Source organism: Streptomyces sp. NBC_00370, from assembly GCF_036084755.1.
In the GTDB taxonomy this organism is placed as follows: Bacteria; Actinomycetota; Actinomycetes; order Streptomycetales; family Streptomycetaceae; genus Streptomyces.
The window spans coordinates 3,616,984-3,643,960 of record NZ_CP107968.1 but is presented as its reverse complement, the minus strand read 5'-3'; the positions used below and the strand labels follow the sequence as shown (position 1 = coordinate 3,643,960).

General features: G+C 70.7%; 22 protein-coding genes. 18 read left to right on the top strand and 4 right to left on the bottom strand.

Annotated features, from left to right (window positions below):
- Positions 1-74: 74 nt before the first annotated feature.
- On the top strand, positions 75-2,636 hold the full coding sequence (locus tag OHS57_RS16165; RefSeq protein ID WP_328582403.1) for a D-alanyl-D-alanine carboxypeptidase: 2,562 nt from the start codon (positions 75-77) through the stop codon (positions 2,634-2,636).
- 196 nt (positions 2,637-2,832) lie between these two features.
- Positions 2,833-4,659 (top strand): MFS transporter, encoded by a 1,827-nt coding sequence (locus OHS57_RS16160; RefSeq protein WP_443042900.1) that lies wholly within the window; start codon positions 2,833-2,835, stop codon positions 4,657-4,659.
- A gap of 22 nt (positions 4,660-4,681) precedes the next feature.
- Here the strand turns inward: OHS57_RS16160 and OHS57_RS16155 are convergent, their stop codons facing one another.
- Positions 4,682-5,323 carry a TMEM175 family protein gene (locus OHS57_RS16155; RefSeq protein ID WP_328582402.1) on the bottom strand — a complete coding sequence of 214 codons (642 nt, stop codon included), beginning with the start codon at positions 5,321-5,323 and terminating at the stop codon, positions 4,682-4,684.
- 243 nt (positions 5,324-5,566) lie between these two features.
- On the opposite strand from OHS57_RS16155, the gene OHS57_RS16150 reads away from it, so the two are divergent.
- From OHS57_RS16150 to OHS57_RS16100, 11 genes are all read left to right on the top strand, one after another.
- Positions 5,567-6,142, top strand: coding sequence for a DoxX family protein (locus OHS57_RS16150; RefSeq protein WP_328582401.1), 576 nt, complete (start codon positions 5,567-5,569; stop codon positions 6,140-6,142).
- Between the two features lie 128 nt (positions 6,143-6,270).
- Positions 6,271-7,254 (top strand): NAD-dependent epimerase/dehydratase family protein, encoded by a 984-nt coding sequence (locus OHS57_RS16145; RefSeq protein WP_328582400.1) that lies wholly within the window; start codon positions 6,271-6,273, stop codon positions 7,252-7,254.
- A gap of 4 nt (positions 7,255-7,258) precedes the next feature.
- The gene (locus OHS57_RS16140; protein WP_328582399.1) at positions 7,259-8,161 is read left to right on the top strand and encodes an RNA polymerase sigma-70 factor; all 903 of its coding nucleotides are present in this window, start codon (positions 7,259-7,261) and stop codon (positions 8,159-8,161) included.
- A 199-nt stretch (positions 8,162-8,360) separates the two neighbouring features.
- Positions 8,361-9,002: a superoxide dismutase gene (locus tag OHS57_RS16135; RefSeq protein ID WP_041988617.1), complete on the top strand. Its 642-nt coding sequence runs from the start codon at positions 8,361-8,363 to the stop codon at positions 9,000-9,002.
- Positions 9,003-9,314: 312 nt separating this feature from the next.
- Positions 9,315-10,112 carry an HAD family acid phosphatase gene (locus OHS57_RS16130; RefSeq protein ID WP_328582398.1) on the top strand — a complete coding sequence of 266 codons (798 nt, stop codon included), beginning with the start codon at positions 9,315-9,317 and terminating at the stop codon, positions 10,110-10,112.
- A 274-nt stretch (positions 10,113-10,386) separates the two neighbouring features.
- A complete protein-coding gene (locus tag OHS57_RS16125) occupies positions 10,387-11,919 on the top strand; it encodes a hypothetical protein (RefSeq protein ID WP_041988623.1) in 1,533 nt (510 codons plus the stop codon).
- Positions 11,920-12,398: 479 nt separating this feature from the next.
- Positions 12,399-14,261 carry an ATP-binding protein gene (locus tag OHS57_RS16120; protein WP_328582397.1) on the top strand — a complete coding sequence of 621 codons (1,863 nt, stop codon included), beginning with the start codon at positions 12,399-12,401 and terminating at the stop codon, positions 14,259-14,261.
- Positions 14,262-14,312: 51 nt separating this feature from the next.
- Positions 14,313-14,750, top strand: a complete 438-nt coding sequence (locus OHS57_RS16115; RefSeq protein ID WP_041988628.1) for a roadblock/LC7 domain-containing protein — start codon at positions 14,313-14,315, stop codon at positions 14,748-14,750.
- Position 14,751: 1 nt separating this feature from the next.
- A complete protein-coding gene (locus OHS57_RS16110) occupies positions 14,752-15,126 on the top strand; it encodes a DUF742 domain-containing protein (RefSeq protein WP_041988631.1) in 375 nt (124 codons plus the stop codon).
- Positions 15,116-15,766: a GTP-binding protein gene (locus OHS57_RS16105; protein ID WP_328582396.1), complete on the top strand. Its 651-nt coding sequence runs from the start codon at positions 15,116-15,118 to the stop codon at positions 15,764-15,766. The genes OHS57_RS16110 and OHS57_RS16105 overlap by 11 nt, the downstream gene beginning before the upstream one ends.
- The gene (locus tag OHS57_RS16100) at positions 15,763-16,341 is read left to right on the top strand and encodes a GAF domain-containing protein (protein WP_041988635.1); all 579 of its coding nucleotides are present in this window, start codon (positions 15,763-15,765) and stop codon (positions 16,339-16,341) included. The genes OHS57_RS16105 and OHS57_RS16100 overlap by 4 nt, the downstream gene beginning before the upstream one ends.
- An 84-nt stretch (positions 16,342-16,425) precedes the next feature.
- Here the strand turns inward: OHS57_RS16100 and OHS57_RS16095 are convergent, their stop codons facing one another.
- Complete coding sequence (locus tag OHS57_RS16095; protein WP_041988638.1) at positions 16,426-17,625, bottom strand: acyl-CoA dehydrogenase family protein; 1,200 nt, start codon at positions 17,623-17,625, stop codon at positions 16,426-16,428.
- A gap of 929 nt (positions 17,626-18,554) precedes the next feature.
- Between OHS57_RS16095 and OHS57_RS16090 the strand changes: the two genes are divergently transcribed.
- From OHS57_RS16090 to cynS, 4 genes are all read left to right on the top strand, one after another.
- Positions 18,555-19,049 carry a tetratricopeptide repeat protein gene (locus OHS57_RS16090; RefSeq protein ID WP_328582395.1) on the top strand — a complete coding sequence of 165 codons (495 nt, stop codon included), beginning with the start codon at positions 18,555-18,557 and terminating at the stop codon, positions 19,047-19,049.
- Positions 19,050-19,708: 659 nt separating this feature from the next.
- Positions 19,709-20,746 carry a TerD family protein gene (locus OHS57_RS16085; protein ID WP_328582394.1) on the top strand — a complete coding sequence of 346 codons (1,038 nt, stop codon included), beginning with the start codon at positions 19,709-19,711 and terminating at the stop codon, positions 20,744-20,746.
- On the top strand, positions 20,743-20,967 hold the full coding sequence (locus OHS57_RS16080) for a hypothetical protein (RefSeq protein ID WP_328582393.1): 225 nt from the start codon (positions 20,743-20,745) through the stop codon (positions 20,965-20,967). The genes OHS57_RS16085 and OHS57_RS16080 overlap by 4 nt, the downstream gene beginning before the upstream one ends.
- 94 nt (positions 20,968-21,061) lie before the next feature.
- The gene (gene cynS / locus OHS57_RS16075; protein ID WP_041988644.1) at positions 21,062-21,505 is read left to right on the top strand and encodes a cyanase; all 444 of its coding nucleotides are present in this window, start codon (positions 21,062-21,064) and stop codon (positions 21,503-21,505) included.
- Here the strand turns inward: cynS and OHS57_RS16070 are convergent.
- Entirely contained in the window at positions 21,468-24,338 is a 2,871-nt protein-coding gene (locus tag OHS57_RS16070) for a molybdopterin-dependent oxidoreductase (RefSeq protein ID WP_328582392.1), read from the bottom strand. The genes cynS and OHS57_RS16070 overlap by 38 nt on opposite strands.
- Positions 24,338-25,210 (bottom strand): FAD binding domain-containing protein, encoded by an 873-nt coding sequence (locus tag OHS57_RS16065; RefSeq protein ID WP_328582391.1) that lies wholly within the window; start codon positions 25,208-25,210, stop codon positions 24,338-24,340. Before OHS57_RS16065 ends, OHS57_RS16070 begins: the two co-directional genes overlap by 1 nt.
- A 207-nt stretch (positions 25,211-25,417) precedes the next feature.
- On the opposite strand from OHS57_RS16065, the gene OHS57_RS16060 reads away from it, so the two are divergent.
- A complete protein-coding gene (locus tag OHS57_RS16060) occupies positions 25,418-26,977 on the top strand; it encodes a PucR family transcriptional regulator (protein ID WP_328582390.1) in 1,560 nt (519 codons plus the stop codon).

Here is a 26,977-nt window from a genome sequence, read left to right as displayed (position 1 = left end):
CGTTCTCGTCTAGCACCAGGGCTGCGGTCTCGAACAGGAAACTGAGAGATGGTTCGGACAGCGTGGTACGGCGCATGCGACATGAAGGAGACACGGTGGCGGGCGAGTCCCCCGGCAAGTCGGAACAGCGGAAGTCGTCGGGGGAGACGACGGCGAGCGAACGGGATCCGCGGCTAGCGGTCTTCCGTGATGCGGAAGCTGACGATACCCCGAGTGACGGCACGGACACGGACGCGGTGATTCCGCCGCCGGCCGAGGAGGACGCGCGGCTGCGGGAGGCGGTGGCGACGTGGGTGTCGACCCCGACCCCGGCGCCGCCGTCGGCGGAGCCCGAACGGGCGGAGCCGACGTCGCGGGAGCCCGACTCCGGGCCGACGCCTGAGGCCGAGCGAGCCGCGGAGCCGGATTCCGCGGGGGAGGACCCGGACGCGACCCCCGACGACGAGGCCCCTGCCGGGGAGGACGCCACGGACGAGCCCACCTCCGGTGGTGCCGCCTCCGGCCGTGACGCCGGCGGCGACTGGGCGGCCTCCGACAAGGCAGCCGCTGACGGGGACGATTCCGGCGATGCGGCGGTGGACGACGCGGCTCCCGACGACAAGACCGACGCCGACGTCGCGGACCGCGAGGAGGAGGAAGCCCCCGCGGAGGCTGCCTCCGGTGGAGACACCCCGGGCGACAGCGACGCGGCCTCCGACGAGGCCGCCTCCGACGACGCCGCTGACGACGAAGCCCCTGCCGGGGACGCGGACGACGACGAGGTGGCCTCCGACAAGGCGGGCGCCGAAGAGGCAGGTGCCGAGCCCGAAGCGGGCGACGGCGGCGACGCGGCCCGTGCCGGGCGCGCCGGCACGTCGCCCGACACCTTGGTCGTCGGCAACGTCGTCGGCAACAAGGGCGCCCGGAGCGCTCTGAAGGCGCCTGAGGGGGCGTCCGAGCGCGCGGCGGGCTCCAAGGGCGGCGAGGACGGCGAAGGCCGTCAGGAGGGCTCTGACGGGCCTGAGGAGGGCGACGGGCCGGTCGATCAGCCCACCGCCGTCTTCAAGGCGCTCAAGCGCCCGGGTGCCGAGGCGCCCGTCGCCGAGCCGCCCGTCGCCGAGCCGCCCGTCGACCAGCCCACCACCGCGCTCAAGCTGCCCGACCGTGGCGGCAGCACGTTCGTACCGCTGAAGCGCGACGACCAGCCGTCCGGCACGTCCGGCACGGCAGGCACGGCAGGCACGGCAGGCACGGCAGGCACGGCAGGCACGTCCGGTACGGCAGGCACGGCCGTGCGGCCCGGTGCCGTGCCGTCGACGCCGTTGCCCGCGCCCGGCGCCTTCGCCGGGGCCGAGCAGACCCGGCAGCAGCCGCTGCCGCCCAAGCCGCCGCTCGATCTGCTCGCCGAGCTGACCAACACGCCGCCCCCGCCGCAGACCCCCGCCCGCACCGCGTTCCGCCGGGTCAAGATCTGGACGCCGCTGGTCGTGCTGCTGCTGATCGTCTTTGCGGTCGTACAGGCCGTACGCCCGCTGCCCGCGCCCACGCTCGCCCTGACCGCCAAGCCGACGTTCTCCTTCGGCGGCAAGAACCCCACGCTGCCCTGGCCGGGCGAGGGGCAGGGCTACATGGTGGCGAACGGGCTCGGCACGATGGACTCGTTCGGCGAGCAGAAAGCCGTGCCCATCGGCAGTGTCGCCAAGGCGATGACCGCCTACCTGGTGCTCAAGGACCACCCGCTGAAGCCCAAGCAGAACGGTCCCTCCGTCCCCGTCGACGCCAAGGCGGAGTCCGACGGGCAGCTCTTCACCGAGGACGAGTCCACGCTGGACACCGTCAAGGCCGGCGACAAGCTGAGCCTGCGTGACGCGCTGTCGGCCCTGATGATTCCGTCTGCGAACAACATCGCCCGGCTGCTGGCCCGCTGGGACGCGGGTTCCGAGAAGGCGTTCGTCAAGAAGATGAACGACACCGCCAAGGAACTCGGCATGAAGAACACGACGTACACGGATCCGTCGGGGCTGATCGCGACGACCGTCAGCACGTCGGAGGACCAGGTGAAGCTCGGACAGCGGCTCGTCGAGATCCCGGCGCTGATGAACATCACCAAGCTGCCGTCCTGGACGGACCCGTCCGGCAAGACCTGGCGCAACTACAACACGCTCGTCCCGTACAACGGCGCGCTCGGCATCAAGACCGGTACGACCACGAAGGCGGGCGGCTGCCTGCTGTTCGCCGCGCACAAGATGGTCGGCGGTACGGACCAGCTGATCGTCGGCGCGGTGCTCGGCCAGCACAAGGCGCCGATCATCGACACCGTCAACGCGGTCAGCAAGACCGCGATGATGGGCGCGCAGGACGCGTTGGAGAGCAAGAAGATCGTCCGCAAGGGCCAGGTCGTCGGGAACGTGGACGACGGCATGGGCGGCTCCGTGCCCGTCGTCGCGACGAAGGACGTCGACGCCGTCGGCTGGTCGGGGCTCACCGTCAAGCTGGACCTCGACGCGACCGGGACCCTGCCGCACGCGGCGGCGGCCGGCACCCACGTCGGCACGCTGTCCGTCGGCGAGGGCGCCAGTCAGGTGAAGGTCGCCGTCGCGCTCAAGAGCGACCTCGTGGAGCCCGGCTTCGGCTCCAAGCTCACCCGGGTGAGCTGAGCGAACGGCCACGGACGGACCGGGCGAACGACCACGGACGGGCCGCCGCGCGAGATATCGGGCGGCGGCCCGCCGGGACCACGTGCTAGCGTCCCGAGACGGACAGTTTGCGCAAGCAGGGCAACTGCCGGGCGCGCGGGCGGCGTCCTTCCGAACGGCGGATGAGCGCCAGTCGAACGACACGTGGAGAGCCGCAGTGACCACCGCTGAGCCGACCCGCACGGACGGCAGTACCGTCCCCGCCACCGGGGCGCGAATACGGCCGTCCGCGCCGCCGCGTCCCGTGGAGCCGGGCGCGGGTCTGCGGGCGCGGCTGCGCAGGCACCCCGTCCTGCTGACCGCCCTGGTCGCGGCCGTGGTGCATCTGGTGTGGTTCTTCTTCCTCGCGAACAGCGGCGGCGACATCGCGGCCCAGGACGCCTGGGCCGAGTTCGTCGGCCGCCACCCGGACTCCGCGTACAACCTCGCCTGGTACGGCGGCATGCACCCCGTCTCGTACAGCGTGGTGTCGCCCTATCTGATGTCGGTGCTCGGCGTCCGTACGACGATGATGGTCGTCGGGACGGTGTCGGCGGCGCTGACCGCGCTGATCCTGGTCCGGGTCCCGGCCGTCCGTAACCCCGTGTGGTGTTCGTTCGCCGGGGTCTTCGCCTTCCTGTGCAACGCGCTCTCCGGCCGGGTGACCTTCGGCCTCGGCGTGATGTTCGCGCTGGGCGCCGTGGCCGCCGTCTTCTGCTGGCCGCACCGCTGGCGTACGAAACGGTGGGCCAAGGCGGCGGCGGCAGCGCCGCTGGCCGGTCTCGCGACGGCGGCGAGCCCGGTGGCCGGGCTGTTCCTCGGCGTGGTGGCCGCAGCGCTCTTCCTCAACAAGCGCCGGCCGGGGGCGTACGCGCTCGGGCTCGCGCCGGTCGTCGTCGTGGCGGTCTCGGCCTGGCTGTTCCCGTTCTCCGGGACGCAGCCGCTGTCCATCGGGTCGGCCTCGCTGCCGTTCATCTTCGCCGTGCTGGTCTTCGTCCTCGTACCCGTCAACTGGCGCACGGTGCGTACGGCCGCCGCCGTCTACGGCATCGGTACGCTGCTGACCTTCCTGATCAGCTCGCAGATCGGGTCGAACGTGTCCCGGCTCGCGATGATCATCGGGGGCGTCGTCCTGCTGGCGGCGCTGCCGTACGCCGTGCCGCGCTCCCGCCGCTGGTACGCGGTGCTGATCGCCTTCGCCGGGCTCAACGCCTGGATCGGCTTCAAGGGCATCGACGACATGGTCATCACGGCCCCCACCGCCTCCTGGACCCGCGAGCTCGCGCCGCTGGTGCACCAGTTGCAGCAGAAGGGCGCGGAGAAGGGCCGGGTCGAGGTCGTCCCCGCCAGGAGCCACCGCGAGGCGTCGGCCCTCGCCCCGTACGTGAACCTGGCGCGCGGCTGGAACCGCCAGGCGGACATGGAACGCAACCCGATCTTCTACGACGACACGCTCACCAGCGACAACTACCGGGGCTGGCTGGACCGCTGGGCCGTGCACTACGTGGTGCTGCCGAAGGGCGACCCGGACACCGGCGCGACGATCGAGACGACGCTGGTGAAGCAGGGCCAGCCCTATCTGAAGCGGCTGTGGGGCGACGCCAACTGGCAGCTCTACGCCGTCGAGGACCCGATGCCGATGGCCGACCCGCCGGCCACGGTCGACCGGGCGGGCGCCGGGGAGCTGACCATCCATGTGAAGGCGCCGGGCCGGGTGCTGATCCGGATCCCGTACTCGCCGTGGCTGGGGCTCGTGGACGAGAAGGGCAAGAGCGTCCTGCCGCCGCAGGAGACCGAGAAGTCGAAGGCGGACGACAACGACGACCACCCGAAGGTCTTCACCAACCCCAACGGCTGTCTGATGAAGGCGGAGAAGGACGAGGAGGGGGACGAGTGGACGGAACTGCTCGCCCCCCGGCCCGGGGTCTACCGGCTGGCCGCCCCGTACCAGCTGCCGCGCGGCACGGGCTGTCCCGAGGAGCTGCGCCCGGAGGAACTGCGCTGACGCGCCGAGCCGGACGCCGTCGTTACTTCGCGGCCGACGGGTCCGCGTGCTCGGCGGGTACGGGTTCCGCCTTGACGCGGCGGACCAGCGCCTGGAGCGGCCCTGCCAGGATCCACCAGTACTTGGCCGCGCTCGGGGAGAGCAGGGCGATCGGGACGGACGTGAGGAAGACGGAGACGATCACGACCGACTGCCACACCGACAGCTCGATCTTGCGGCGCGACACGTCCGGCTTGCGCATCCCGGGCCGCAGCAGACGCAGCGCCATCGCGCCCAGCAGGAGGCTGGCGAGGCCGATGCTCGCCGCGTAGACGGAGGTGGCGACGGCGGTGCTCCCGTAGTCGCTGAGGAGCTTCGTCGGGAACGGCAGCCCGGCGACGACGGCCAGCAGGGCCATGTCGAGATAGAGCAGTGTGCGGTCGAGCTCGGCGGCCATACCGAGCAGTCCGTGGTACGAGATCCACAGAATGCCGATGACGAGGAAGCTGAGCAGGAAGCCGCCGACGGAGCCGAGCGCGTCGTTGATGGCATCGCCGACCTCGTCGGCCGACAGCCCTTCCGGGACCTTCATGTCCAGGGCGAGCAGGGTGATGGCGATCGCGAAAACCGCGTCTCCGAACGCCCGCAGGCGCTCCACATCCAGCCCGAGGTCCTGTCGGCTCATCGTGCGCTCCGCATCGTCAACGTCTCGATCACCGGGGGAGTGTACGCGCTGTGACCGGCCCAACTGACGCATGCCGTTTGAGGGTTCAAGTAATACGGATGGCAGGGGCATCTTGTTCAGCCGGCGGCCTGCGGGATTACTCACGTTGACGCAGATTTAGGTTTGCCTAACCTAAGTCGTGTTGATCCCGTCCTGTCCCGTCCCCGCCGCTCCCCACCCCTCTGCTGAGAACGGATGCCTCCCGTGTCATCTCGGACCGTCACCCCGACGACCACCACCACGACCGCTTCGTCCCCCGCGCTGCGCCGGCTGCACGGCGCCGCTGTCGTACGGATCGGCTTCGGCGTCCTGTGGGCCGTCGACGCCACCTTCAAGTGGCTGCCCGGCTTCATCCACGGCCAGACGCTCGGCGACGAGCTGGGCAAGGCCGCCGAGGTGCAGACCCCCGTCATCCACCAGTGGCTCTCGATGTGGCACTCGATCGGCACGTCGAGCCCCACCGCGTTCGCCGTCGGCACCGCCGTCGTGGAGACGCTCATCGCCCTCGGCCTGATCTTCGGGGCCTTCAGCAACCTGGTCTTCGTCGGCAGCGCGATCTTCTCCTTCGGCATCTGGTCGTCGGCCGAGGGCTTCCACCTGCCGTGGAAGTCGGGCATGACGGACCTCGGCCCCTCGGTCGGCTACATCTTCGCGTCGCTGGCGCTCGCCTACGCCTTCGCCGGTGCGACCTGGAGCGTCGACGGCAAGCTCCGCCCGAAGCTCGGCAAGTACGGCTGGCTGAGCAGCCGCAGCCCCGAGGAGATCCCCACCGCCATCTGAGCCCGTTCCGGGCGGCCCGCCCCTGTGACGCCGCTCATGACGGCCGCTGTCACAGGGGCGCCGGCCCGCCCGTCCTGTTGTCGAAAGCCGCCCGGAGCACGCCGGGCGGCCCGGCAGCAGGAGGAGACATGCGCGTACTGGTAGCAGGCGCCACCGGCGTGATCGGCAGCCAACTGGTGCCGCTGCTCGGCTCGGTGGGGCACGAGGTGATCGCGCTCGTCAGAACCGACGGCGGCAGGGCGGCCGCGCTGCGCTCGGCGGGGGCGACGACCGTCACGGCGGACGCGCTGGACGGTCCCGCGACCGCCCGCGCCGTACGGCATGCCCGGCCGGACGCCATCGTCAACATGCTCACCGCCATCCCGGCCGAGCTGAACCCCAAACACCTCGCCAGGGACTTCGAGCAGACCAACCGGCTGCGGACCGTCGGCACCGCGCAGTTGCTTGAGGCGGGCCGCGCCGCCGGGGTGACCCGGGTGATCTCGCAGGGCCTGGCCTACGCGTACGACCCCGGCGGCGCCCCGGAGGGCGGTACCGACGACGGCAGCGGTCCCGCGACCGAGTCGGCGCCGCTGTGGCGTCGGCCGCCGAAGCAGTTCGTGCCCGTCCTGGCCGCGCTGACGGAGCTGGAGCGGCACACCCGCGAGGCGGACGGCCTGGTGCTGCGGTTCGGCCACCTCTACGGCCCCGGTTCCCTCTATGCGGCCGACGGCTCGTTCACCGCGCAGGTCAGGGCCGGCAAGGTGCCGCTGGTCGGCGGCGGCACCGCCACCTTCTCCTTCACGCACGCGCACGACGCGGCCACCGCGATCGTGGCCGCGCTCGACAAGAACGTCACCGGCGTGCTGAACATCGTGGACGACGAACCCGCCAGGATGAGCACGTGGCTGCCCGTCCTCGCCGACCTGCTCGGCGCCAAGCGCCCGAAGTCCGTACCCGCCGCCGTCGCCCGGCTGGCCGTCGGCGGCTGGGGCGTCGCCTTCATGACCCGGCTGCGCGGCGCCGACAACGCACGGGCCAAGGGGACACTTGACTGGCGTCCCCGGTACGCGTCGTGGCGTACCGGCTTCGGGAACGAACTGACCGACAGGGCCGACACGGAGAGCAGGTAGCGGGATGGGCCAGGGACACGACCCGGCGGGGGACGAGGTCGGGGACCGGTCGACCGAGGAGTTCGAGCGGTACCGGCCGCTGCTGCTGGGGCTCGCCTACCGGCTCCTCGGCAGCATGTGGGACGCCGAGGACATCGTCCAGGACGCGTATCTGCGCTGGACCCGGACCGACACGTCCGCCGTACGCGAGCCGCGCGCCTTCCTGGTGACCGTCGTGTCGCGGCTCGCGCTGGACGAGTTGAGGTCCGCCCGGGTCACCCGGGAGGCGTACCCGGGCCCTTGGCTGCCCGAGCCCGTACCGACCGACGACCTCGGCCCGCTGGAGACGGCGGCGCTGCGCGACACCGTCTCGTACGCGACCGTCCATCTGCTGGAGCGGCTCACCCCGCCCGAGCGCGCGGTGTTCGTCCTGCGGGAGGCCTTCGACCTGCCGTACGACGTCATCGCCACGACCATCGGCGCCACGCAGGCCAACTGCCGGCAGATGTACCACCGGGCGCGCGGCCATCTCGCCGAGGACCGCGAGCGGTTCAGGCCCTCGCGGGAGGAGCACGTCACCCTCCTCAACCGGTTCCTGGAGGCGGCGAGCAGTGGCGACCTGGGGGAGCTGACCGCCCTGCTCAGCGAGGACGTCGTCTCCTGGAACGACGGCGGGGGCAAGGTCAAGGCCGCGCTGCGGCCGGTGGCGGGACGCGACAACGTCATCGCCTTCTTCGCCGGACTGGTGCGCCGCTACGCCATGGGTGACCCGCGGATCGTCGAGGTCAACGGCGAGCCCGCGCTGCTCACGAGCATGGACGGCAAGCACCAGTACGTCGGGATCGAGATCGCCGGGGGGCGGATCCGGACGATCTACGCGGTGCTCAACCCGGACAAGCTCACCCGCTTCACCGCGGAGGCGCACTGACCGCGGCGACGACCCCGGCCACCACCTCCGCCGTGGTGAACGTCGGCGCCAAGAACTGCGGCGGCGGTGCCCGTGGCGGCCCTCTCCATGGAGAGGAGATTACGCCCGGGTGATGACCCGGCCCTGCTCGGCGCGTCCTCCTGTTGCTGTTAACGTGCACCTGCATAAGATGTGCAATAAGCAGTCGGAGGGCTTCGGCATGGCCACATACACGCTTCCTGAACTTCCGTACGACTACGCGGCGCTCGAACCGGTCATCAACCCGCAGATCGTCGAGCTGCACCACGACAAGCACCACGCGGCCTATGTGAAGGGCGCCAACGACACGCTCGACCAGCTGGCCGAGGCGCGCGACAAGGAGTCGTGGGGAGCGATCAACGGGCTGGAGAAGAACCTCGCGTTCCATCTCTCCGGCCACATCCTGCATTCGATCTACTGGCACAACATGACCGGCGACGGCGGCGGCGAGCCGCTGGCCGCCGACGGTGTCGGCGAACTGGCCGACGCGATCACCGAGTCGTTCGGCTCCTTCGCCGGCTTCAAGGCCCAGCTGACGAAGGCGGCGGCGACGACCCAGGGCTCCGGGTGGGGCGTCCTCGCGTACGAGCCGGTCAGCGGCCGGCTGATCGTCGAGCAGATCTACGACCACCAGGGCAACGTCGGGCAGGGCTCGGTGCCCGTGCTCGTCTTCGACGCCTGGGAGCACGCCTTCTACCTGCAGTACAAGAACCAGAAGGTGGACTTCGTCGAGGCGATGTGGAAGGTCGTCAACTGGCAGGACGTCGCGAAGCGGTACACCGCCGCCAAGCAGCGCGCCAACAACTTGCTGCTCGCGCCGTAGAAGCGTCCTGCGCGTGCGGAGAGCGTCCTGCTCGTGATCGTCTTCTCACCTTTCACGTGCGGGCGGAAGAACGAAGGGCCCCGGCGAGGACATGACTCGCCGGGGCCCTTCTGCCGGCCGTGCGCGTGGTCGTGTCCGGGGGCGAGTCCGTTGGCCGTGGATTTGGCGGCAGTTCACCTGGTGTTCAGATACAGCTCAGACACGGAACGGATATCGATCGGTCAAAGGTCTCGCGCCGCGCCATGTGATGCGCGTAGACAAACGATGCCCCGGCGCCGAGCCGGGGCACGTCGACCCGAAAGGCATCCCCCCATGCGCAAGTCCCTCCAGGCGGCGGGCGTCCTCGCCTCCGTCGCCGTCGCGGGCGCCGTTCTGTACGGCACGGGCGCCGCGAGCGCCGACGGTCACGCGGCCGACCGCCACAGCGCCGAGCCCGAGAACATCGGTCTGCTCGTCGGCGAGATAGACAACTACTACGGCGCGACCCAGGCCGCCGACGGCACCTGGCAGGCGTCGGCGCACAGCCCGTACGCCAAGGACCTCGCCCGCGTCGAGGCGCGCGCGGAGAAGGACATCAGGAACGCGACCGCCACCACCCGGCACCACGGGAAGAAGCCGGCGATCGTCCTGGACGTGGACGACACCTCACTGCTGAGCTTCGACTACGAGCGCGCCACCAACTACGTCTACAACGACGCCACCTGGAACGCGTATGTGGCGAAGGCGAACCGTCCCGCCGTCTTCGGCATGCCCGAACTGGTCGCCTACGCCAAGCAGCGGGGGGTCGAGGTCTTCTTCCTGACCGGACTGAGCGAACCGCTGCGCGCCCCCGCCGTACAGAACCTGACCAAGGCCGGCTACCACACCCCGCTGGACACCGCGCACCTGTTCACCAAGGACAAGGCCAACCCGCCGGCGTACCTGGCCGACTGCGCCACGGCCGCCGCGTGGAACTGCACCACCGTCCAGTTCAAGGAGGGCACCCGCAAGCACCTGGAGGCTTCCGGTTACGACATCGTCGGCAACTTCGGCGACCAGCAGTCGGACCTGACGGGCGGTCACGCCGACAAGGCGTACAAGCTGCCCAACCCGACGTACTACGTCGAGTAGACAAGACTCACGCCCGGCAGCCTTCCGGCCCCGCCCTGGCCTTTCCCCGGTCTGTCTCCGGTCTCCCGCGGTCCTGTGGACCGGTCGTCGCGTCGGCGGCGCTCATCTGTGGAGATCCGGAGACGCCTGCGTGTGAGCCTTGACGAAGCTGAAGCAGACGTTCCGGTCGGGGCTTCCGCTGCCTTGCGGACAGGGGTACCGTTCTGCGCAGTGATCATGGTCCTGCCCTGGACATCACGACCGACGCCCATGGCTGTGAGGATGAGTCTGCCGCGTGACGACCGACCAGAGCACGACAGCCGACACCGAGCAGCGGCCCCCGACGCTGCTCCGGGTCCTGCTGGAGCGGCTCAACTGGGCCAAGTTCGCCGTCTTCGACGTGCAGTTCAACCTCGCGGCGCGCAGGGCGGCCAAGGAGTACGAGAACAGCCGCCTCGGCAGCGTCTCGGTGTCCAGGATCACCTTCAAGCGCTGGCTGGCCGGCACCCAGTCGCCGCAGGGCGACGCGGCGACGGTGCTGGCCTTCATGCTCGGCGTCGAGGTGGACCTGCTGCTCCAGCGGGTGCCCAGTCGTGAGGTCGTGCCGGCCCGGCTGCCGCACGGCGCCTCGCTCACGGCCGCGCGCACCCTGGACGCCCTGTGGTCCACCTCGTCCCTGTCGCCCACCGAGTCGGCCCCGGGCACCGGCGGGCTCTGGTACCTGGACGGGCTCGGCATCTTCGACGGCACGGCCGTGCCGGTCCAGATGTACGAGGCCACCCCGCACGACGACTGCGTCCTGATCGAGATGGCCGACAACCCCCATCTGCGCGCTTTCGTCCAGCCGGCCAGACGCGCCCTGCTGCTGGCCTCGCTCGGCGGGCACGGCGGCGAGGGGCTGTTCGTGCTGGACTCGGGCAGGGCGCGCAGCCAGCTCAACAGCGACCCGCGCGAGATGCTGCCCGTCCCCGAGCCCTACCGGCTGGACGACCTGACCTTCGGCATCCTGTGGGCGACGCTCAACCTGGAGGACAGCCTCCTCGCCGACGACCACGTCCTGGACTACGAGATGCGGGAGTTGTCGCACCACCACGCGCGGCCCCGCTCGGCCGTGGCCAGGTCGGCGGTGCCCGAGCTGTCGGGGGTGGGCGCCGCCTGGCTCGGCTCCGCCTTCTGCTCCCTGCACATCGACCGCCACCTCGAAGAGGCCACCGAGCCACCGCTGTTCTGGTCGCGCGAGCAGACGGGCGAGGAGGCGGCCGGCTGGCTGTTCTTCCGGCACAAGCACCTGTATCTCACCCAGGCGACCGACCGGTTCGCCGGAACGCGTGACCAACTCGGCCACGCCTTCTGCGTCCCGGAGATGGCCGTCAAGAACAGCGAGCGGTACGAGCGGATCCTGCTCTTCCTCGCCGTCGCGATGATGGAGATGTACGGCTTATCGGTGTGGGTCTGCACGGAGGAGGAGTACACCCAGATCGACGGATTCGTCCTGACGCCGTCCCACCGGGCGATCGTGGCCAACTGGCTCCGCTCGGACGGCATCTGGCAGGTCGACATCACCGAACAGCGCTCCCAGGTCCGCACGTACACCGAGGCGCTGCAGCATGCCCGTACGCACAGCGTCATGGCGGGTCCGACCCCGGCGTACCGGCTGCGGGCGCTCGCCGCGTACCTGGACATCGACTGGGCCTGGCTGGTGCGCCGTTGCGCCGAGATGGGCGCGTACGGCAGCAGCGGCATGCTCAGGCCGCGCAGCCGGCTGCTGAGCATGGAGAAGCTCGACGGCGTCCTGCGGTTCGTCGGTGAGCTGGGTGTGATGGCTTGAACCGGCGCTGTCCCGGGCAAGAATGCTTTGGGACGTTTCTCCCTTCACAGCCGCCACACGCACTCCACAGCGACCCCACACCGAGTGGTCGTCCCGGTCGCCGTTTCTGGCCGTACGGGTCGTTCGGCGATCGTTTCGGCGTCGCCGCGCGCCCTCGGAGCGGTCGCGTTCCGGGTGCGGTGCCGCATTTGTCGCCTTCGTGGGGCGGGGGTCGGTGGCGGGGTCCGCCGGATCCGAAGCGAAACGACCATAAAACGATCCCGCTCGGCCGTGGCGACGATCACGGATAACCAGCAGGGTTGGTCCTGCTACCGGAAGCGGACGACGCCGGACCTCCGCGCGCTCGAACCGGCTGCGCGTGCCGACAACGGAATCCGGCTGTCCGTCCCTCTGTGAAGGCTGCCCTGTCTTAAACGCCGGCTCGGCGGTGGTCCCGTGTGACCCCGCACCCGCCGGTCCCTGTCGTACCGAGGACACAGATGCCTGAACTCTCCCCGCACGCCCCGCAGGCCGACCGCCGCGAGGGCGGCAGGCGGCGCGGAAAAGCGCCCGCCCGGAATCTGGCGACGGAGAGCGGTCTGCGCTCCCGGATCAGACGGATACTCCTGGCGCCCGCTGTCGCCGTCGTGGTGGGTGCCGCCGCCGTCTGGGGCGCGACGCGCTACTCCCACGACACCCAGGTGAAATGGGGCGTCGCCGCGATAGCGGCGGCCGTGTGCGCGGTGAGCTTGATCCTGGCCGGCCGGCAGGCGGCGCGCGTCGCCTCCGCCGTGCACAAGCAGCGGGTGGAGAACGCCACCGTCGCCCGGCAGTGGGTCGAGCGCTTCGAGGCCGTATCCGTCGAGGGCCAGAAGAACGTGGCCCGGCTGCTGGAGCAGGTCAGCCGCGGCGAGCGGCCGCAACTGCCCGCCGACTCGGCCGAGTCGGTGCCGGGCGGCAACCCCTTCGCCGACTTCGAGCACACGCTGCGCACCGGCCAGCACGAAGCGCTGGAAGCCGTCGCCCAGGCAGCCGCCCGCCAGCAGGTCGACGTCTTCGTCAACATCGCCCAGCGGCTGCACGCCCTGGTCAACCGGGCGCTGGCCCGGCTGGACGAGCTGGAGAGCGAGGTCGAGGACCCGGACCTGCTCGGCGGTCTGTTCGGCGTCGACCACCTCGTCACCCAGTTCCGCCGCCAGGTGGAAAGCCTCGCCGTGATGGGCGGTGCCGTGCCCCGCCGGATCAACAAGCCCGTCCCGCTGCCGACCGTGCTGCGCCAGGGCGTCGCCGAGATCGAGCAGTACGCGCGGGTACGAGTGATCCAGCCGCCCGAGGGCACGCTGCCCGGGTTCGCCGCGGCCGAGGTCATCCACCTGCTCGCCGAACTGGTCGAGAACGCGGCCCGGTTCTCCTCGCCCGACACCCAAGTCACGCTGCGCGCCGAGCGGGTGCCCGCGGGTCTCGCCATCGAGATCGACGACCGGGGTCTGCCGATGCCGGCAGACAAGCTGGTCCGGATGAACGAACTGCTCGCCAAGCCGGACCACTTCGACATCCGCGCGCAGCTGGAGGACGGCCGGATCGGGCTGTTCGTGGTCGCGCAGATCGCCCGGCGCCACAACATCGAGGTCGCGCTGCGGCGCAACATCTACGGCGGCAACCAGGCCGTCGTCGTCCTGCCGAACGCCCTGATCAACGCGCTGCCCGACGAGGCAGGACCCGCCGTGGTGGCGAACACCGCAGCGGCGCCCGCCCCCGTACAGGCCCAGTCCCAGGCCCAGGGCGCGGGGCACGCGCAGCAGGGGCACGCGCCTGTGGCGACCGCCGCCCGGCCCGCCGCCTCCGTACCCGCGCAGCGCCGCGGCGAGTCGTCGCGGCCGCTGCCGGCGGAGTCGGCGAGCGGTTCGGTCCACAGCATCGGCTCGCAGTCGCAGTCGCGGCAGTCCACGGCGCCGAGGCACGGCCAGTCGCGCGGCGGGGCACAGAGCCAGCCGCAGTCGCAGCCGCGCGGACCGGTACCCGCGCAGGTGTCGGCGCAGCCGTCCCGGGCCCCCGCCTCGTCGTCGGCGGGCTCGCCGTCCGACCCGTCGCCGGCACCGCTGCCCCAGCGGCGTACCGCACCGCCCGCCCCCGAGGTCGAGGAAACACCGGCCGCCGACGGCAGACCGCTGCTGCCCAAGCGCAGCGAGATGTTCCGGCCGCCGGAGCTACCGAGCCTCACCGAGGACCGCGACCGCGAAGTCGTCGCCCCCAACCCGCAGCTGATGGCCCGCTTCGCCTCAGGTATCAGGCTCGCCACGGCGGACGACAGCGCAACAGGACCGACGGAACCCGACAGCGACCACAGCGACCGCACCCGCTGACCACGCGCGACCGGGACTTCCGGGTCCGACCAACCATTTACGGAGTCACTCATGCCGAACGACGTTTTTCCTGCGCCACAGTCAGACCTTGACTGGCTGATGGCCGATTTCATCAGGCGCGTCCCCGGTACGGAAGGCGCCGTCCTGGCGTCCAGCGACGGTGTGCGCAAGCACTCGCACGGCCTCAGCATCGACGAGGCCGACAAGCTCAGCGCCATCAGCACCGCCCTGTGCTCGCTGGCGGGCGGCGTCCGTGACATCAAGGGACCCGCCGACGGCAGAGTCCGGCAGGTCGTCGTCGAGCACGACAACGCGCTGCTGTTCGTGTCGATGGCGGGCCCCGGCGCCGTCCTCGGCGTCCTCGCCTCCGACACCGCCGACCTGGGCGCCGTCGGCTTCGAGATGGGGCAGCTCGTCAAGAGCGTCCCCGAACACCTCAGTACACCACCGAGGTTGCGGACCTCCCCGGCCAGCGACGCGGCGCGCTGACATGGGAGCTTTAGACGGCACCCCCTGGGTGGACGACGACGAGCACGAGGTCCGTCCGTACGCGCTGACCGGCGGCCGGACCGTTCCGACGAACAACATGAGCCTGACCTCGCTGCTCAAGGCGCGTGCCACGGCGCCCTCGGGCTATCTGAGTCCCGAGGCGGCCCAGGCGCTGGCGCTGTGCCGCGGCGAGGCCCGCTCGGTCGCCGAGGTGGCTGCCACGCTCCAGCAGCCCGTACAGGTGGCCAAGATCCTGCTGTCCGATCTGCTCGACGCGGGCGCCCTGATCATGGCGATGCCCAGCAGAACCGCAGATCCCAAAGACCCGCACCTCCTGGAGGCAGTGCTTGAGGGCCTACGAACCTATGTCATCTGACGATCCCATCGCCCTGAAGATCGTGGTCGGGGGCGGGTTCGGCGTCGGCAAGACCACCATGATCGGCGCGGTCAGCGAGATCAAGCCGCTGTCGACCGAGGAGACGCTCACCGCAGCGAGCAGCGGCACGGACCGGCTGGAGGGGGTGGAGAACAAATCCACCACCACCGTGGCGCTGGACTTCGGCCGCATCACGCTGCGGCGGCAGAACCTGGTCCTGCTGCTGTTCGGCACCCCCGGCCAGGAGCGCTTCTGGTTCACCTGGGACGACCTGTCCCTGGGCGCCATCGGCGCGGTCGTCCTCGCCGACACCCGCCGGCTGCTGGACTGCTTCGCCGCCGTCGAGTACTTCGAACGCCGCAACGTCCCCTTCGTCGTCGCGGTCAACGAGTTCGAGGCCGACGACGCCTACCGCTACAGCCCGGAAGAGGTGCGGGACGCGCTCGAACTCAAGCCTGACGTACCGGTCCTGCTCTGCGACGCCCGGGACCCGGCGTCGGCCAGGCAGGTACTGATCACGCTCGTGTCGTACGCGCACTCCGTCTCCGTCCGTGCCGCGCAGACGGCGCAGACCGCGCAGACCGCGCAGACCTCCGCACAGACCGTTCAGCATTCCAGCAGCCTGGGAGCTCCCCAATGACCTATGACACCGAAGCGGGTCTCTACCTGCCGTCGCCCGACTCCGAGCTGGGGCGGCGTGAGCAACGACTGCGCGAGCTGGGTCTGGGGGACGTACCCGACACGGAGTTCGACGCGTTCGCCTCCCGGCTCGCCGAGGCGGCGGGCGCGCCGTACGCGATGGTCAACTTCATCACCGGGCACCAGTTCTTCGCCGGCCTGCACACGCCGACGGGACCGCCGGACGCCCGGGGTCTCGACCCGGCGGGCAACGTCGCCGAGGTGGGCCGGTCCATGTCGCGCGACCACGGGTACTGCCCGGACGTGCTGAACCGCCGCCGCGCGCTGGTGCTGCCGGACGTCTACGCCTACCCGAGGTTCGCCTCGAACGAGGTCGTCGACCTGATCGGGATCCGTACGTACGCGGGTGCCCCGCTCATCGACGAGCGTACGGACACGGTGCTCGGCACCGTCTGCTTTGTCGGCACGGAGCCGCGCGGCAAGGAGACGGGCCGGGACACCCTGCAGCTGATCAAGGAGAGCAGGGACCAGCTCATGGACCTCATCTACGACCGCACGGGCGGCGCACCGAGGTAGCGGAGAAGGCCTGCCGCTGACCGATGGCCGGACTTCATCGGCCGGTCATCGGTTGGGGGCGGGCCTTTTCGTTTTACGGCCGGGTCAGCGGAGGGCTTCGGCCGCCACCGGGACGGCCGCCAGCCGCTGTGACCAGGCACCCTTCGAGGTGCCCATCGCCACCTCGGCGAGCCGGATGAGCTGGACGTCGGAGGTGCCCGCCGGCGCGAAGATATGGAACGCGTCGCGGGTGTAGCGCTCGATCGGCCGGTCGGTCGAGAGACCGATCCCGGCGTGGATCTCCATGGCGGCGCGCGCCGAGTCCATCGCCGACTCGACGTTGATGAGCTTGGCGTTCATCAACTCGGCGTCGCAGGGCAGGCCTTGGTCCAGCAGATGCACCGCGTGGTACGCGGTGAGCTTGGCCGTCATCAGCCGGGACTGCATCTGTCCCAGCTTCTGCTTGATGGTGGGCAGTTCGGCGAGCGCGGCACCGTACCGCTGACGGTTCGTCACGAACTTGACGGTCTCCTCGACGATCGCCCGGTGGATACCGAGGGAGACCGCGGTCAGATTCGCCCGCCCGTAGAGGATGCTGGACGAGTAGGCGACCGGCAGTCCGTCGCCCTCGTTCCCCAGCAGGTTCGCCGCCGGGACGCGGCAGTTGTCGAAGATGAGCTCGCCGAAGGAGAAGCCGTGCAGCCCCATCGCGGGGCGGTGCGGGGCGAGCGAGAAGCCGGGCCGGTCGGACTCCACCAGGAACGCGGAGAGCCCCTTGCTGCCGGGTCCTGTCCTGACGACGACCCCGTGCAGATCGCCGACGTGGGAATTGCCGACGAACACCTTGCGACCGTTGAGGAGGTAGTCGTCACCGTCGCGGACGGCCGTCGCCTCCATGCCGAGGACATGGCCGCCTGAACCGGCCTCGGTGACGGCGATGGTGGGCAGACAGTCACCGGCCGCGATCTCGGGGAGCCAGGCCTTCTTCTGCGTGTCGCTGCCGAAGTGGATGATCTTCGCGACGCCGAGCTGGGACGCCTGGACCATGGCGCCCATGGCGCCGCTGACGCGGGCCAGTTCCTCGATGATGATGGTCTTCGACAGATGGCCGGCCCCCATGCCGCCGTACGTGCCGTCGATCGTGACGCCGAGCCACCCCTGCCGGGCGATGAGACGGGAAAGTTCGTACTGGACGGCCCGTGACGCTTCCATCTCGGGGATCCGGGGCCGTACCTCGGCTTCGGCGAAAGTTCTGACCTGATTCCTCAGACGTTCATGGCTCTCTGTGGTGAAGTAGCCGCTCATTCTTCTAACAGCCCTCTCTTGCGGGTCATCAGTCAGCGTGCCTGAGCTAGGTTCACGAAGCGATTTGCGCATGGCCGGTGGGGGTGACCACTCCACAGTGACGAGCAAACGCTTTCGTTGCAGCAGCGCCCTGGGGTCGTTTGAGGGTCGCTTGCGGAACCGGTTACACCACGTGCATGTCTGACTATCGACCGTTCATGGGCCTTCTTGGCGTTTTGTCGACTCAGCCACAATCGGCAAACGACCACGAAACGATCCCGAAGGGATCTGGGAACGACCGGTAACGCCAACTAACGATCAGTGAGCGTGTCCGAAGACGGCTCCGTGGACGTGTCGGAGGACACGTTTGAGGGGGCGTCGGGCGGGGTCGGGTATGCGGGGGGCATGTGCCGGGAGCTGTGCGGGCGGCGCTTTCAGGCGAGCGCGGGGCCGCCCCTTTTTGTTGAGTGTCGCGGCTCCGGTCCGGGCGTCAAGGGCGCTCCTACGTCGCGTCGGCTGCGCCGATGACCTGCGGTCACCCTTGACCCCCGGCCCTCCACCGCAAGTGAAGGCTGGGGGGGGCGGCCGGGGGGCTCCACGGAGGAGCTGGGCTCGTGATGACGGGTGCTTGGCCGGGCGGCGGGTGCCACGCGGCAGTTGCATGAGGGGACTCGGGCCGTCTCGGCGTCCACCCCCACCGGGGAGCGGTTGCGACTCATGCCCCGCTGGTCACTGAGGGTGGGTGGAACGGGTGTGACCCGGGTGACGGGAAGTGGCTCGTGGGGCGGCGGTCGGGCGCCTTTTGCGTCCCGTGTTGCGTGAGGCGCGCCATGGGGAACATCCAACCGGTGCGGAGCCCCTGATGGCGGGGTGGGGGCAAATCGGTGGCCGGAACGCGGCGGCGTCAGCAGGATGGGCGGTGCAGGATCCGACCAACGAGGGGAACACCGATGAACCGGCAGTGGGAACAGCGGAACAGCGAGTTGTGGGCATCCATAGACGAGCTGCCGGAGGAGGAGTTTCTGGCGGCGATGGACAAGCTCGTCGGCGAACTGCCCGCCGGTGATCCGGTGGCCTTCTTCGAGCGGGCCGCAGCCCTGGACTCGACCGGGCACACGAGCCGCGCGGTGCCGCTGTACGAGGAGGCGCTGAAGGGGGAGCTGCCGGGGGAGCGGCGCCGACGGGCGGTCATCCAGATGGCCAGCTCGCTCCGGAGTCTGGGCCATCCGGAGAAGACCATCGAGCTGTTGACGAAGGAACAGGCCGCTGGCGAGGACCACTTGAGCGACGCGATCAGCGCGGTCCTGGCGCTGGCCCTGACGGACGTGGGCCGTGAGCGGGAGGCGGTGGCCATCGCCGTAACAGCCCTGGCCCCCCACCTGCCCCGCTACCAGAGGTCCATGGCGAACTACGCCCGCCTCCTCGTCACCCCCACCGACACCTGAGCCCTCCGACGCCGGGCGGGTGTGCGGGAGCGCGGATTCATCCCTGCCTCACGAGCCACACCCGCCCCGCGTCGGCGGCTCCACACCGCCTGATGTGCCCCTACGACGCGCCTAACGCAACAGGGGACGCAAAAGACGCCCGACGGCCGCCCCACAAACCACACGGGGATACCCCAGTCACACCCGTCCCATCCCCGCGCCCCATGCCCGGCCCCATGACCCAAGCCGGGCACCCTCCCGCCCCACCCCCACCCCCAGTGACCAGCGGGGCATGAGTGGCACTGCTCCCCGGCGGGGGCGGACGCCGAGCCGACCCGAGTCCCCCCACGCAACTGCCGCGTGGCACCCGCCGCCCGGCCAAGCACCCGCCACCACTCCCGGGCCTGGCCCGTGGAGCCCCCCGGCCGCCCCCCCGAAGATGCACTTGCGGTGGAGGGCCGGGGGTCAAGGGTGGAGCGGAGCGGAATCGGCGTAGCCGACGCGACGGAGGAGCGCCCTTGATGCCCGGACCGGAACCGCGACACTCAAAGCCCAGGGGCGGCCTTCCGACCGCCTGGCCTCCTGGTTCGCGGCGTCCGCCTGTTCGTACCGGTATCCCTATTTGCCGGGCATCCGCCGACCTGACCCTCCATCATGTGGGGACATCACGGGAGGCATGAATGATCACGAACCTTGCCAAGGGTGGCAACGCGCCCCTGTCGGCGCTGACCTGCGAAGTCACCCTCCAGGCCCCCACGACGGGGATCGATGTCTCGGCCGTGCTGCTGGCCCCGGACGGCAAGGTACGGTCCGACGACGACCTCGTGTTCTACAACCACCGCTCGCAGGACGGCGTCGCCCTCCGCGGCCAGACCATCGCCGTCGATCTCGCGGCGCTGCCGGCCCACGTCGACCGGATCGCCGTCGTGGCGAGCATCGATCCGGAGCTGACCGTCCCGTACTTCGACTCCCGCAGTACCCCGACCGCCGTGATCGACTGCGGCGGTACGCGGCTGGCGTTCGTACCGCCGCCGCTCGCCCACCGGGAGACCGTTGCGGTCCTGGTCGAGCTGTACCGTCGCGCCGGGGCGTGGAAGGTCCGTGCTGTCGGGCAGGGCTGGGACACCGGACTCGCAGGCCTGGCACAGGACTTCGGCATCGTCGTGGACGACCCCACCCCGGCGCCCACCCCGGCCCCCACCCCGGCCCCCACCCCAACCCCCGCCGTGCCCCTCCCCGCCGCCGTGCCCTTCCCCCTCCCCACCCCCACGTCCCCGCCCTCCAAGCCCACCACGCAGGCAGACAGCGGCCGGCCCCTCGGCAAGGTCCTGCTCACCAAGGGCGGCCAGGCCAGCATCAGCATGCGCAAGGGCGACTCCACTGTCGTCGTCACCGCCACCCTCGAATGGGACGGCGGCAACGCGCGGCGCCGGCAGGCGGGGCCGACCTCGATCTGTACGCGCTGTTCGTCCCCCGGCAGTCCGTCACACCCCGGGGCACCAAGCCCAACAAGTCGGAAGAGGCCGTGTACTACCGGGACTTGGGGTCCGCCACGGCCCCGCCGTACATCGCCCTGGACGGCGACGCGCAGGCGCCGGGCAGAGAGACGATCACCATCCGCCGTCCCGACACCCAGGGGTACGTTCTCATCTGCGCCTACAGCGCGGTCGAGAACGGCACGGGATCGTTCGCGTCGTACGGCGCGCGGGCGGTGGTGACCGACGGGCGCGGGTCCACGGTCACGGCGCCCCTGTTCAACAACCGCAATCTCTCCTACTGGGTCGCCATCGCGCTGATCGACTTCACCACACCCGACCGCATCGACATCCGGCACGTCGAGCGGTACAGCGGGAATCACGTGGAGGCGCGCCCGCTCCTCTACACCAACGGGAACTTCCGAATGAGCGCGGGCAAGGTCGAGTTCAAGACCGTCGGCTGACCGATCACGGCGGTATGCTGTATGCACAATCCATAACTCCCGAAGTGCATACAGGAACGTGCGGAGCCACCCAGAGCTACGGAAAGAGGGCGCCATGCTCACCAAGCAAGAAGCAGCCGAAGCCGTTCGCGCCGCGAAGGTGCAGACCGGGATCACCTGGGCTCAGCTCGCCGAGGCCGTGGGGCGACCGCTCGCGTGGACCACCGCCGCGTTGCTCGGGCAGCATCCGATGCCCAAGGAGGAGGCCGAGACGGCGGCGGCGCTGCTCGAACTGGACAAGGACGTCGCGGTCGCCTTCCAACTCCAGCCCACCCGCGGCGCCCTCGACGCGGCCGTCCCCGTCGACCCCACCATCTACCGGCTCTACGAGGTCGTCCAGGTCTACGGGCCGACCATCAAGGAGCTGATCCACGAGCAGTGCGGCGACGGCATCATGAGCGCCATCAACTTCCGGCTCGACGTCAAGCGGGTCCCCGACCCGGCAGGCGACCGCGTCGTCATCACCCTCGACGGGAAGTACCTTCCCTACCAGTGGTAGGGACACCGGCCTCCGCCAGCGCCAGCCACACCCGGTCGCTCGTGAGCGGGAGTTCCGTGAAGCGCACCCCCGTCGCGTCCCGCAGCGCGTTCGCCAGCGCGGGGGCGACGGGGTTGAACGGGCTCTCGCTCATCGACTTCGCGCCCAACGGACCGATCTCGTCCGTCGTTTCCATGAAGTGGACCTCCGTGCGCGGTACGTCGGCGAAGGCCGGCAGCCGGTAGCGGCGGAAGGCCGCCGTGCTGACCTGGCCGCGTGCGTCGAGCCGTACGTTCTCGAAGAGTGTGGCACCCAGCGCCTGCGCCACGCCGCCCTCGACCTGGCCCCTGCACTGCATCGGGTTCATGACCTTGCCCGCGTCGGCCGCGTGCACACTGCGCAGGATGCGGATCTGGCCCGTGCCCGGGTCGACGGCGACCCGGAACCACTGGGCGTTGAAGGCCACCGAGCGCGGTGTCCCGCCGAAGTGCCCGTCCGCCGCCAGCTCGCGGCCCGCCGACTGTGCGGCCGTGTACAGCTCCTTGAGCAGGACGCGCCGCCCCGGCGCCTGCACCGCCTCCTCCACCAGCCGGCACTCGGCGCGCTCCGCGCCCAGCACCTCGGCGGCGAAGTCCAGGATCCGCACGGCGAGTTCCTGTGACGCGCGCAGCGTCGCCTTGCCCGCCACGACCGTGCCCGTCGAGGCGAACGCGCCCGTGTCGTGCCGTACGACATCGGTGTCCGACTGGCGGATGGTGATCCGCTCCGCCGTGGTGGACAGTTCGCCCGCCGCGATCTGCCGGTGCACGGTGGTGGTGCCGTTGCCGAACTCCGCCGTACCTACCGCGAGATCGAAGGTGCCGTCGGCGCTCAAGGCCACCCGTGCGTCCGCGATATGGCCGCCGGGCGGCCCTGTCGCGATCATCGAAAGTGCCGCACCCTCACCCACCAGCCAGCCCGCCAACCCCTCTTCACCGTCCGAGGAAGCTCCCTCCGAAAAGGATCCCTCCGAAGAAGATCCCTCCGAGGAAGCACTCTCCGAAGACGCTCCCTCCGGAGCGGCATCGCCCGGAACAGCCTCCGCCCGCGCCCGCCGCACGATCCCCAGGCACTGGTCGAGGCCGTAACTCGCGATGTGCAGGTCCTCCTCCTCACCCCCCGGGGTGACCATGGGCTCGCCGGCGCCGATGATGTTCTTCTCGCGCAGCGTGAGCGGGTCCAGGTCCAACCGCCGCGCCAGCTCGTCCAGTACGGACTCCATCGCGAAGACGACCTGGCCGAGACCGTAACCCCGGAACGCGCCCGCGGGGACCGCGTGCGTGTAGACGGAGTAGCCGTCGGCCTTCTTGTTCGGGCAGCGGTAGACGGACAGGGACTCGCCGCAGGCGTGGAACATCACGGCGGGCCCGTGGTTCCCGTACGCCCCGGTGTTCGAGACCACCCGGATCTGAAGGGCCGTCAGCACACCGTCCGCCCGCGCCCCCGCCTTCACGCGGACCGTGAACGGGTGCCGGGTGGTGGCGCCGTAGAACTGCTCCGCGCGGGTGTACTCCAGCTTCACCGGCCGCTTCGTACGCAGCGCCGCAAGCGCCACGATGTCCTCGACCAGCATCTCCTGCTTCCCGCCGAAGCCGCCGCCGACCCGTCCCGCGACCACCCGCACCTGCTCCTCGGGCAGTTCGAACAGCGCGCACAGCGCGCGCCGGGTCAGGAACGGCGTCTGGGTGCTGGAGCGTACGGTCAGCCGCTCGCCGCCGCCCTCCGCCAGCTCCTCGAACCAGGCCACGGCGCCGTGCGTCTCCAGGCTGGCGTGCTGGACGCGCTGGGTGCGGAACGTCTTCTCGTACACGAGGTCCGCATCGGCGAACCCGGCCGCCACATCGCCGACCTCGCCGTGCACCTCACCCACCACGTTGTTCTGCGGGCGCGCGATCCGGGCCGTGGCCGCGTCCTTGGCGTGGACGACGGGCGCACCCGGGCGCATCGCCTCCTCCGGGTCGAGCACGGCGGGCAGCACCTCGTACGTGACCTCGATCCGCCGGCAGCCCTCCTCCGCCGCAGCCTCGCTGTCCGCGACGACGGCGGCGACGCGCTGGCCCACGTACCGCACCGTGTCGTCGAGGAGCCGGGTGTCGTCCGGGTCCTCCTCCGGATGCTCGTGGCGGGCGGACGAGTACAGCCGCTCCGGAGCGTCGTAGTGAGTGAAGACCGCCTCAACTCCCCTGATCCGCAGGGCAGCTGAGGTGTCGATCGCGACGATGCGGGCGTGCGCGTGCGGTGAGCGCAGCAGCTTCATGTGCAGCAGACCGGGGATGTCGACGTCGAAGGTGTAGCGGGCGGTGCCCGTGACGACCTGCGGCCCGGCGGGGGCGGGCAGATTGCGCCCCACGGCCTGCCCGGCCTCCGGCGCCTCGGCGTGCCGGACCCCGCGTACGGCGTCCTCGATCGCCCGATAGCCCGTGCAGCGGCACAAGTTGCCCTTGAACGCGCGCGGCAGGTCGGTCAGCTGGTCCGCGTCGAGCGCTGCGGTGGTCATCAGGAACCCCGCCGTGCAGAACCCGCACTGGAAACCCTGCGCGTCGAGGAACCGCTGCTGTACGGGGTGGAGTTCGCCGCTCTTCGACGCAAGACCCTCGACGGTCGTCACCGCGCGCCCTTCGGCCCGTACGGCCGGGTAGAGGCAGCTGTGCACCGGCTCACCGTCCACATGCACGGTGCAGGCGCCGCAGTCGCCCGCGTCGCAGCCCTTCTTCACCCCGAACCAGCCGCGCTCTCGCAGATAGGTGCGCAGACACTGGCCGGGGCGCGGCTCGGCGTCGAAGGGCTGCTCGTTGACGTTGATGTGAAAGGCCATCAGGAACCACTCTCGCCGCTAGGTTTGCTCAGCTCGGCCCGTACTTCCTCCGCCAGCCGCAGCGCCATGTGCCGTCGCCAGGCGGGCAGTCCATGGATGTCGTCGAACCAGTTGCTGTCTCCGGCCTCACCCCTGTCACCGCCGCCCGTACCGACATCCCCGACGGCCTCCTCGATCGCCGCGCGCAGCTCCCCGGCCCGTGGCGGCAGCGGGAACCAGAACCGGTACGGCCGTACGGTCGCCGCCGTGACCGTCACCGTCAGCGAGCCGTCCCTGGCGTCCAGCGTGCCGATGACGAGCGCCCCGGAGCGGCCGAGCCCGTACAGGGACGTCTGGCGGAACGCCGTACGCGAGGCCAGCGCGGCGGCAGGCAGCGTGACCGAGCGCAGCAGCTCGCCCTCGGCCAGGTCCTTGCGTCCCGCTCCGGTGACGAAGTCGGCGACCGGCGTGGTGCGCAGTGAGCCGTCCTGCGCCTGGAGGAGACAGACGCCGTCGAGCGCGGCGGTCAGCGAGATCATGGGGCCCGCAGGCAGCGCGTTGCAGAGGTTCCCGCCGACGGTGGCCATGTTCCAGATCTTGAACGATGCGAGGAAGGCCCGGCAGCACTGCTCGAAGAGCGGGGCCGCCGTCGGGTGCCAGTTCCTCGCGAACCGCGACAGCCGCGCGATCGTGCAGGTCGCCGCGATCTCCAGGGACCCGTCCGGCAGCTCCCGCAGGGGCTCCCAGTCCAGCCGGGTCAGATCGATCAGGCGCCGCAGGTGCGGCTGAGGCTCGGAGAACAGGTAGGTGCCGCCGGCCAGCCAGGCATCGCCCGGCTGCCACGGCACGCGGTGACGCGCGTCCCGTACCTCAAGCACGGTGTTCAGATCCATGCCGGTCAGTGAAGCAACGCCGTGGCGGGCGGCGACATCGGCGCGGGGCACGGAAAAACATGAGTGTCATCGCTCATGGTTGGAGGATCAACCAAGAGGGTCACCATCCTGAGTCGCTGGCATTTACGATGCATTAACTCGCATTCTCCTCGTGAATGTGAGGTGCCGGGCGGCTCAGCGACCGGCAGTCGCCCTAGGAGCACCCGCATGCACGTCACCGATCTCCTCCAGCTCGAAGCCCTCGACCTCGCCGTCCTCTGGGCGGAGGACGACCTGCTCGCCCGGGAGATCAGCGGTGTGACGGCGACCGACCTCGCCGACCCCTCCCGGTTCCTGCAGCAGGGGGAGATCGTGCTGAGCGGTCTCGTGTGGTGGCAGGACGGCGACAGCCGGGCGAAGGCCGACCGCTTCGTCACGGCACTGCGGACCGCGGGCGCGCCCGCGCTGCTCGCCGGGGAGGAGACGCACGGCGCCGTCCCCGACGCGCTCGTCGAGTCCTGCCGCGCACACGGGCTCGCGCTGTTGGCCGTCCCGGCGCACACCAGTTTCCGCGCCATCACGGACGAGGTGTATCTGCGGCAGTGGGGGGACCTCAGCCGCCGGCAGGACGACCATTACGCGCTGCCGGGGAACGTACGCACCGAGCTGAGCCGTCTGCTCGCGGCGTCCGCGCCTCTCGACGCCCTGCTCGACCAGGCCCTCGCGCATCTGGGCGGACCGGCCTGCTCCGTCGTGTCGGCGACGGGCCGTACGGTCGCCGTCGCCGCGAGCGCGGCAGCCGACGCGCGTGCTGCGGGCCCGGCGGGGACGGGGGCAAGGACGGGGCTGCGCGTCGACGCGGAGTCGTCGGCGTACGACGCCTGGTACCTGCGTCTGCCGGGCGGCGCTGACCAGGTGCCGCCGCGTGTGCTGTACGAGATAGCCGACGTCGTCGCCCGGTACCGGCAGGGACGCGCGGGGCGGGATGCGGCGGTACGGCGGCGGGCGACGGAGCTGCTCGCGGCGATCGACTCAACTCCCGCTACTGGTGGTGATTCTGACGGCAAGTCACTAATGACGCCACTGCGCGCGTGCGGGCTGCCGGAGCAGGGGCCGTACCGGGTGATCAGCGCCGTGGCGGGACAGCGCCCGGACGACGCGACGGCCGCACTCACCGAGGCGCTGCGGCACCTGCCCGGTGTACGGTTCGCCGTCGGCCAACTGCCGGACGGCGGGACGGCGGCGGTACTGCACGAGCCGGGCGCGGGGGAACCCGACGCGGTGCGTCGACTGGCCGACCTGTGGCCCGCACTCCACGCCTGCGCTCCGAGTCGCGCGCTGCACGCGGGGGCCGGTGATCCGGCGGCCACGGCGGCGGACCTGCACGGCAGCCTGGTGCAGGCGCGCTACGCGCTGTCGGCGGTGCGACTGGAGCGGCCGTCGGTGGAACCCGGCGCCGCCGCCCGGCTGGTGACGATGGCTGACCTCACCAGCCTGGACGCCCTGCTCGCCGGCATCCCCACCGACGTACGCGCCGTCTTCAGTGCGCGGACCCTGGGCCCGCTGGCGGACGAGAGCCGCGCGGCACACCGGGTGCTGCTGGAGACACTGGAGGCCTTCCTCGCACACAACGCGTCGTGGGCGCGTACGGCGGAGGCCATGCATCTGCACGTCAACACCGTCCACTACCGCGTCCAGCGCATCGAGTTCCTGACCGGGCGCGATCTCTCCCGCCTCGACCACAAACTGGACCTGCGGGCGGCTCTCATCTGCCGCCCGGGGCGGTGA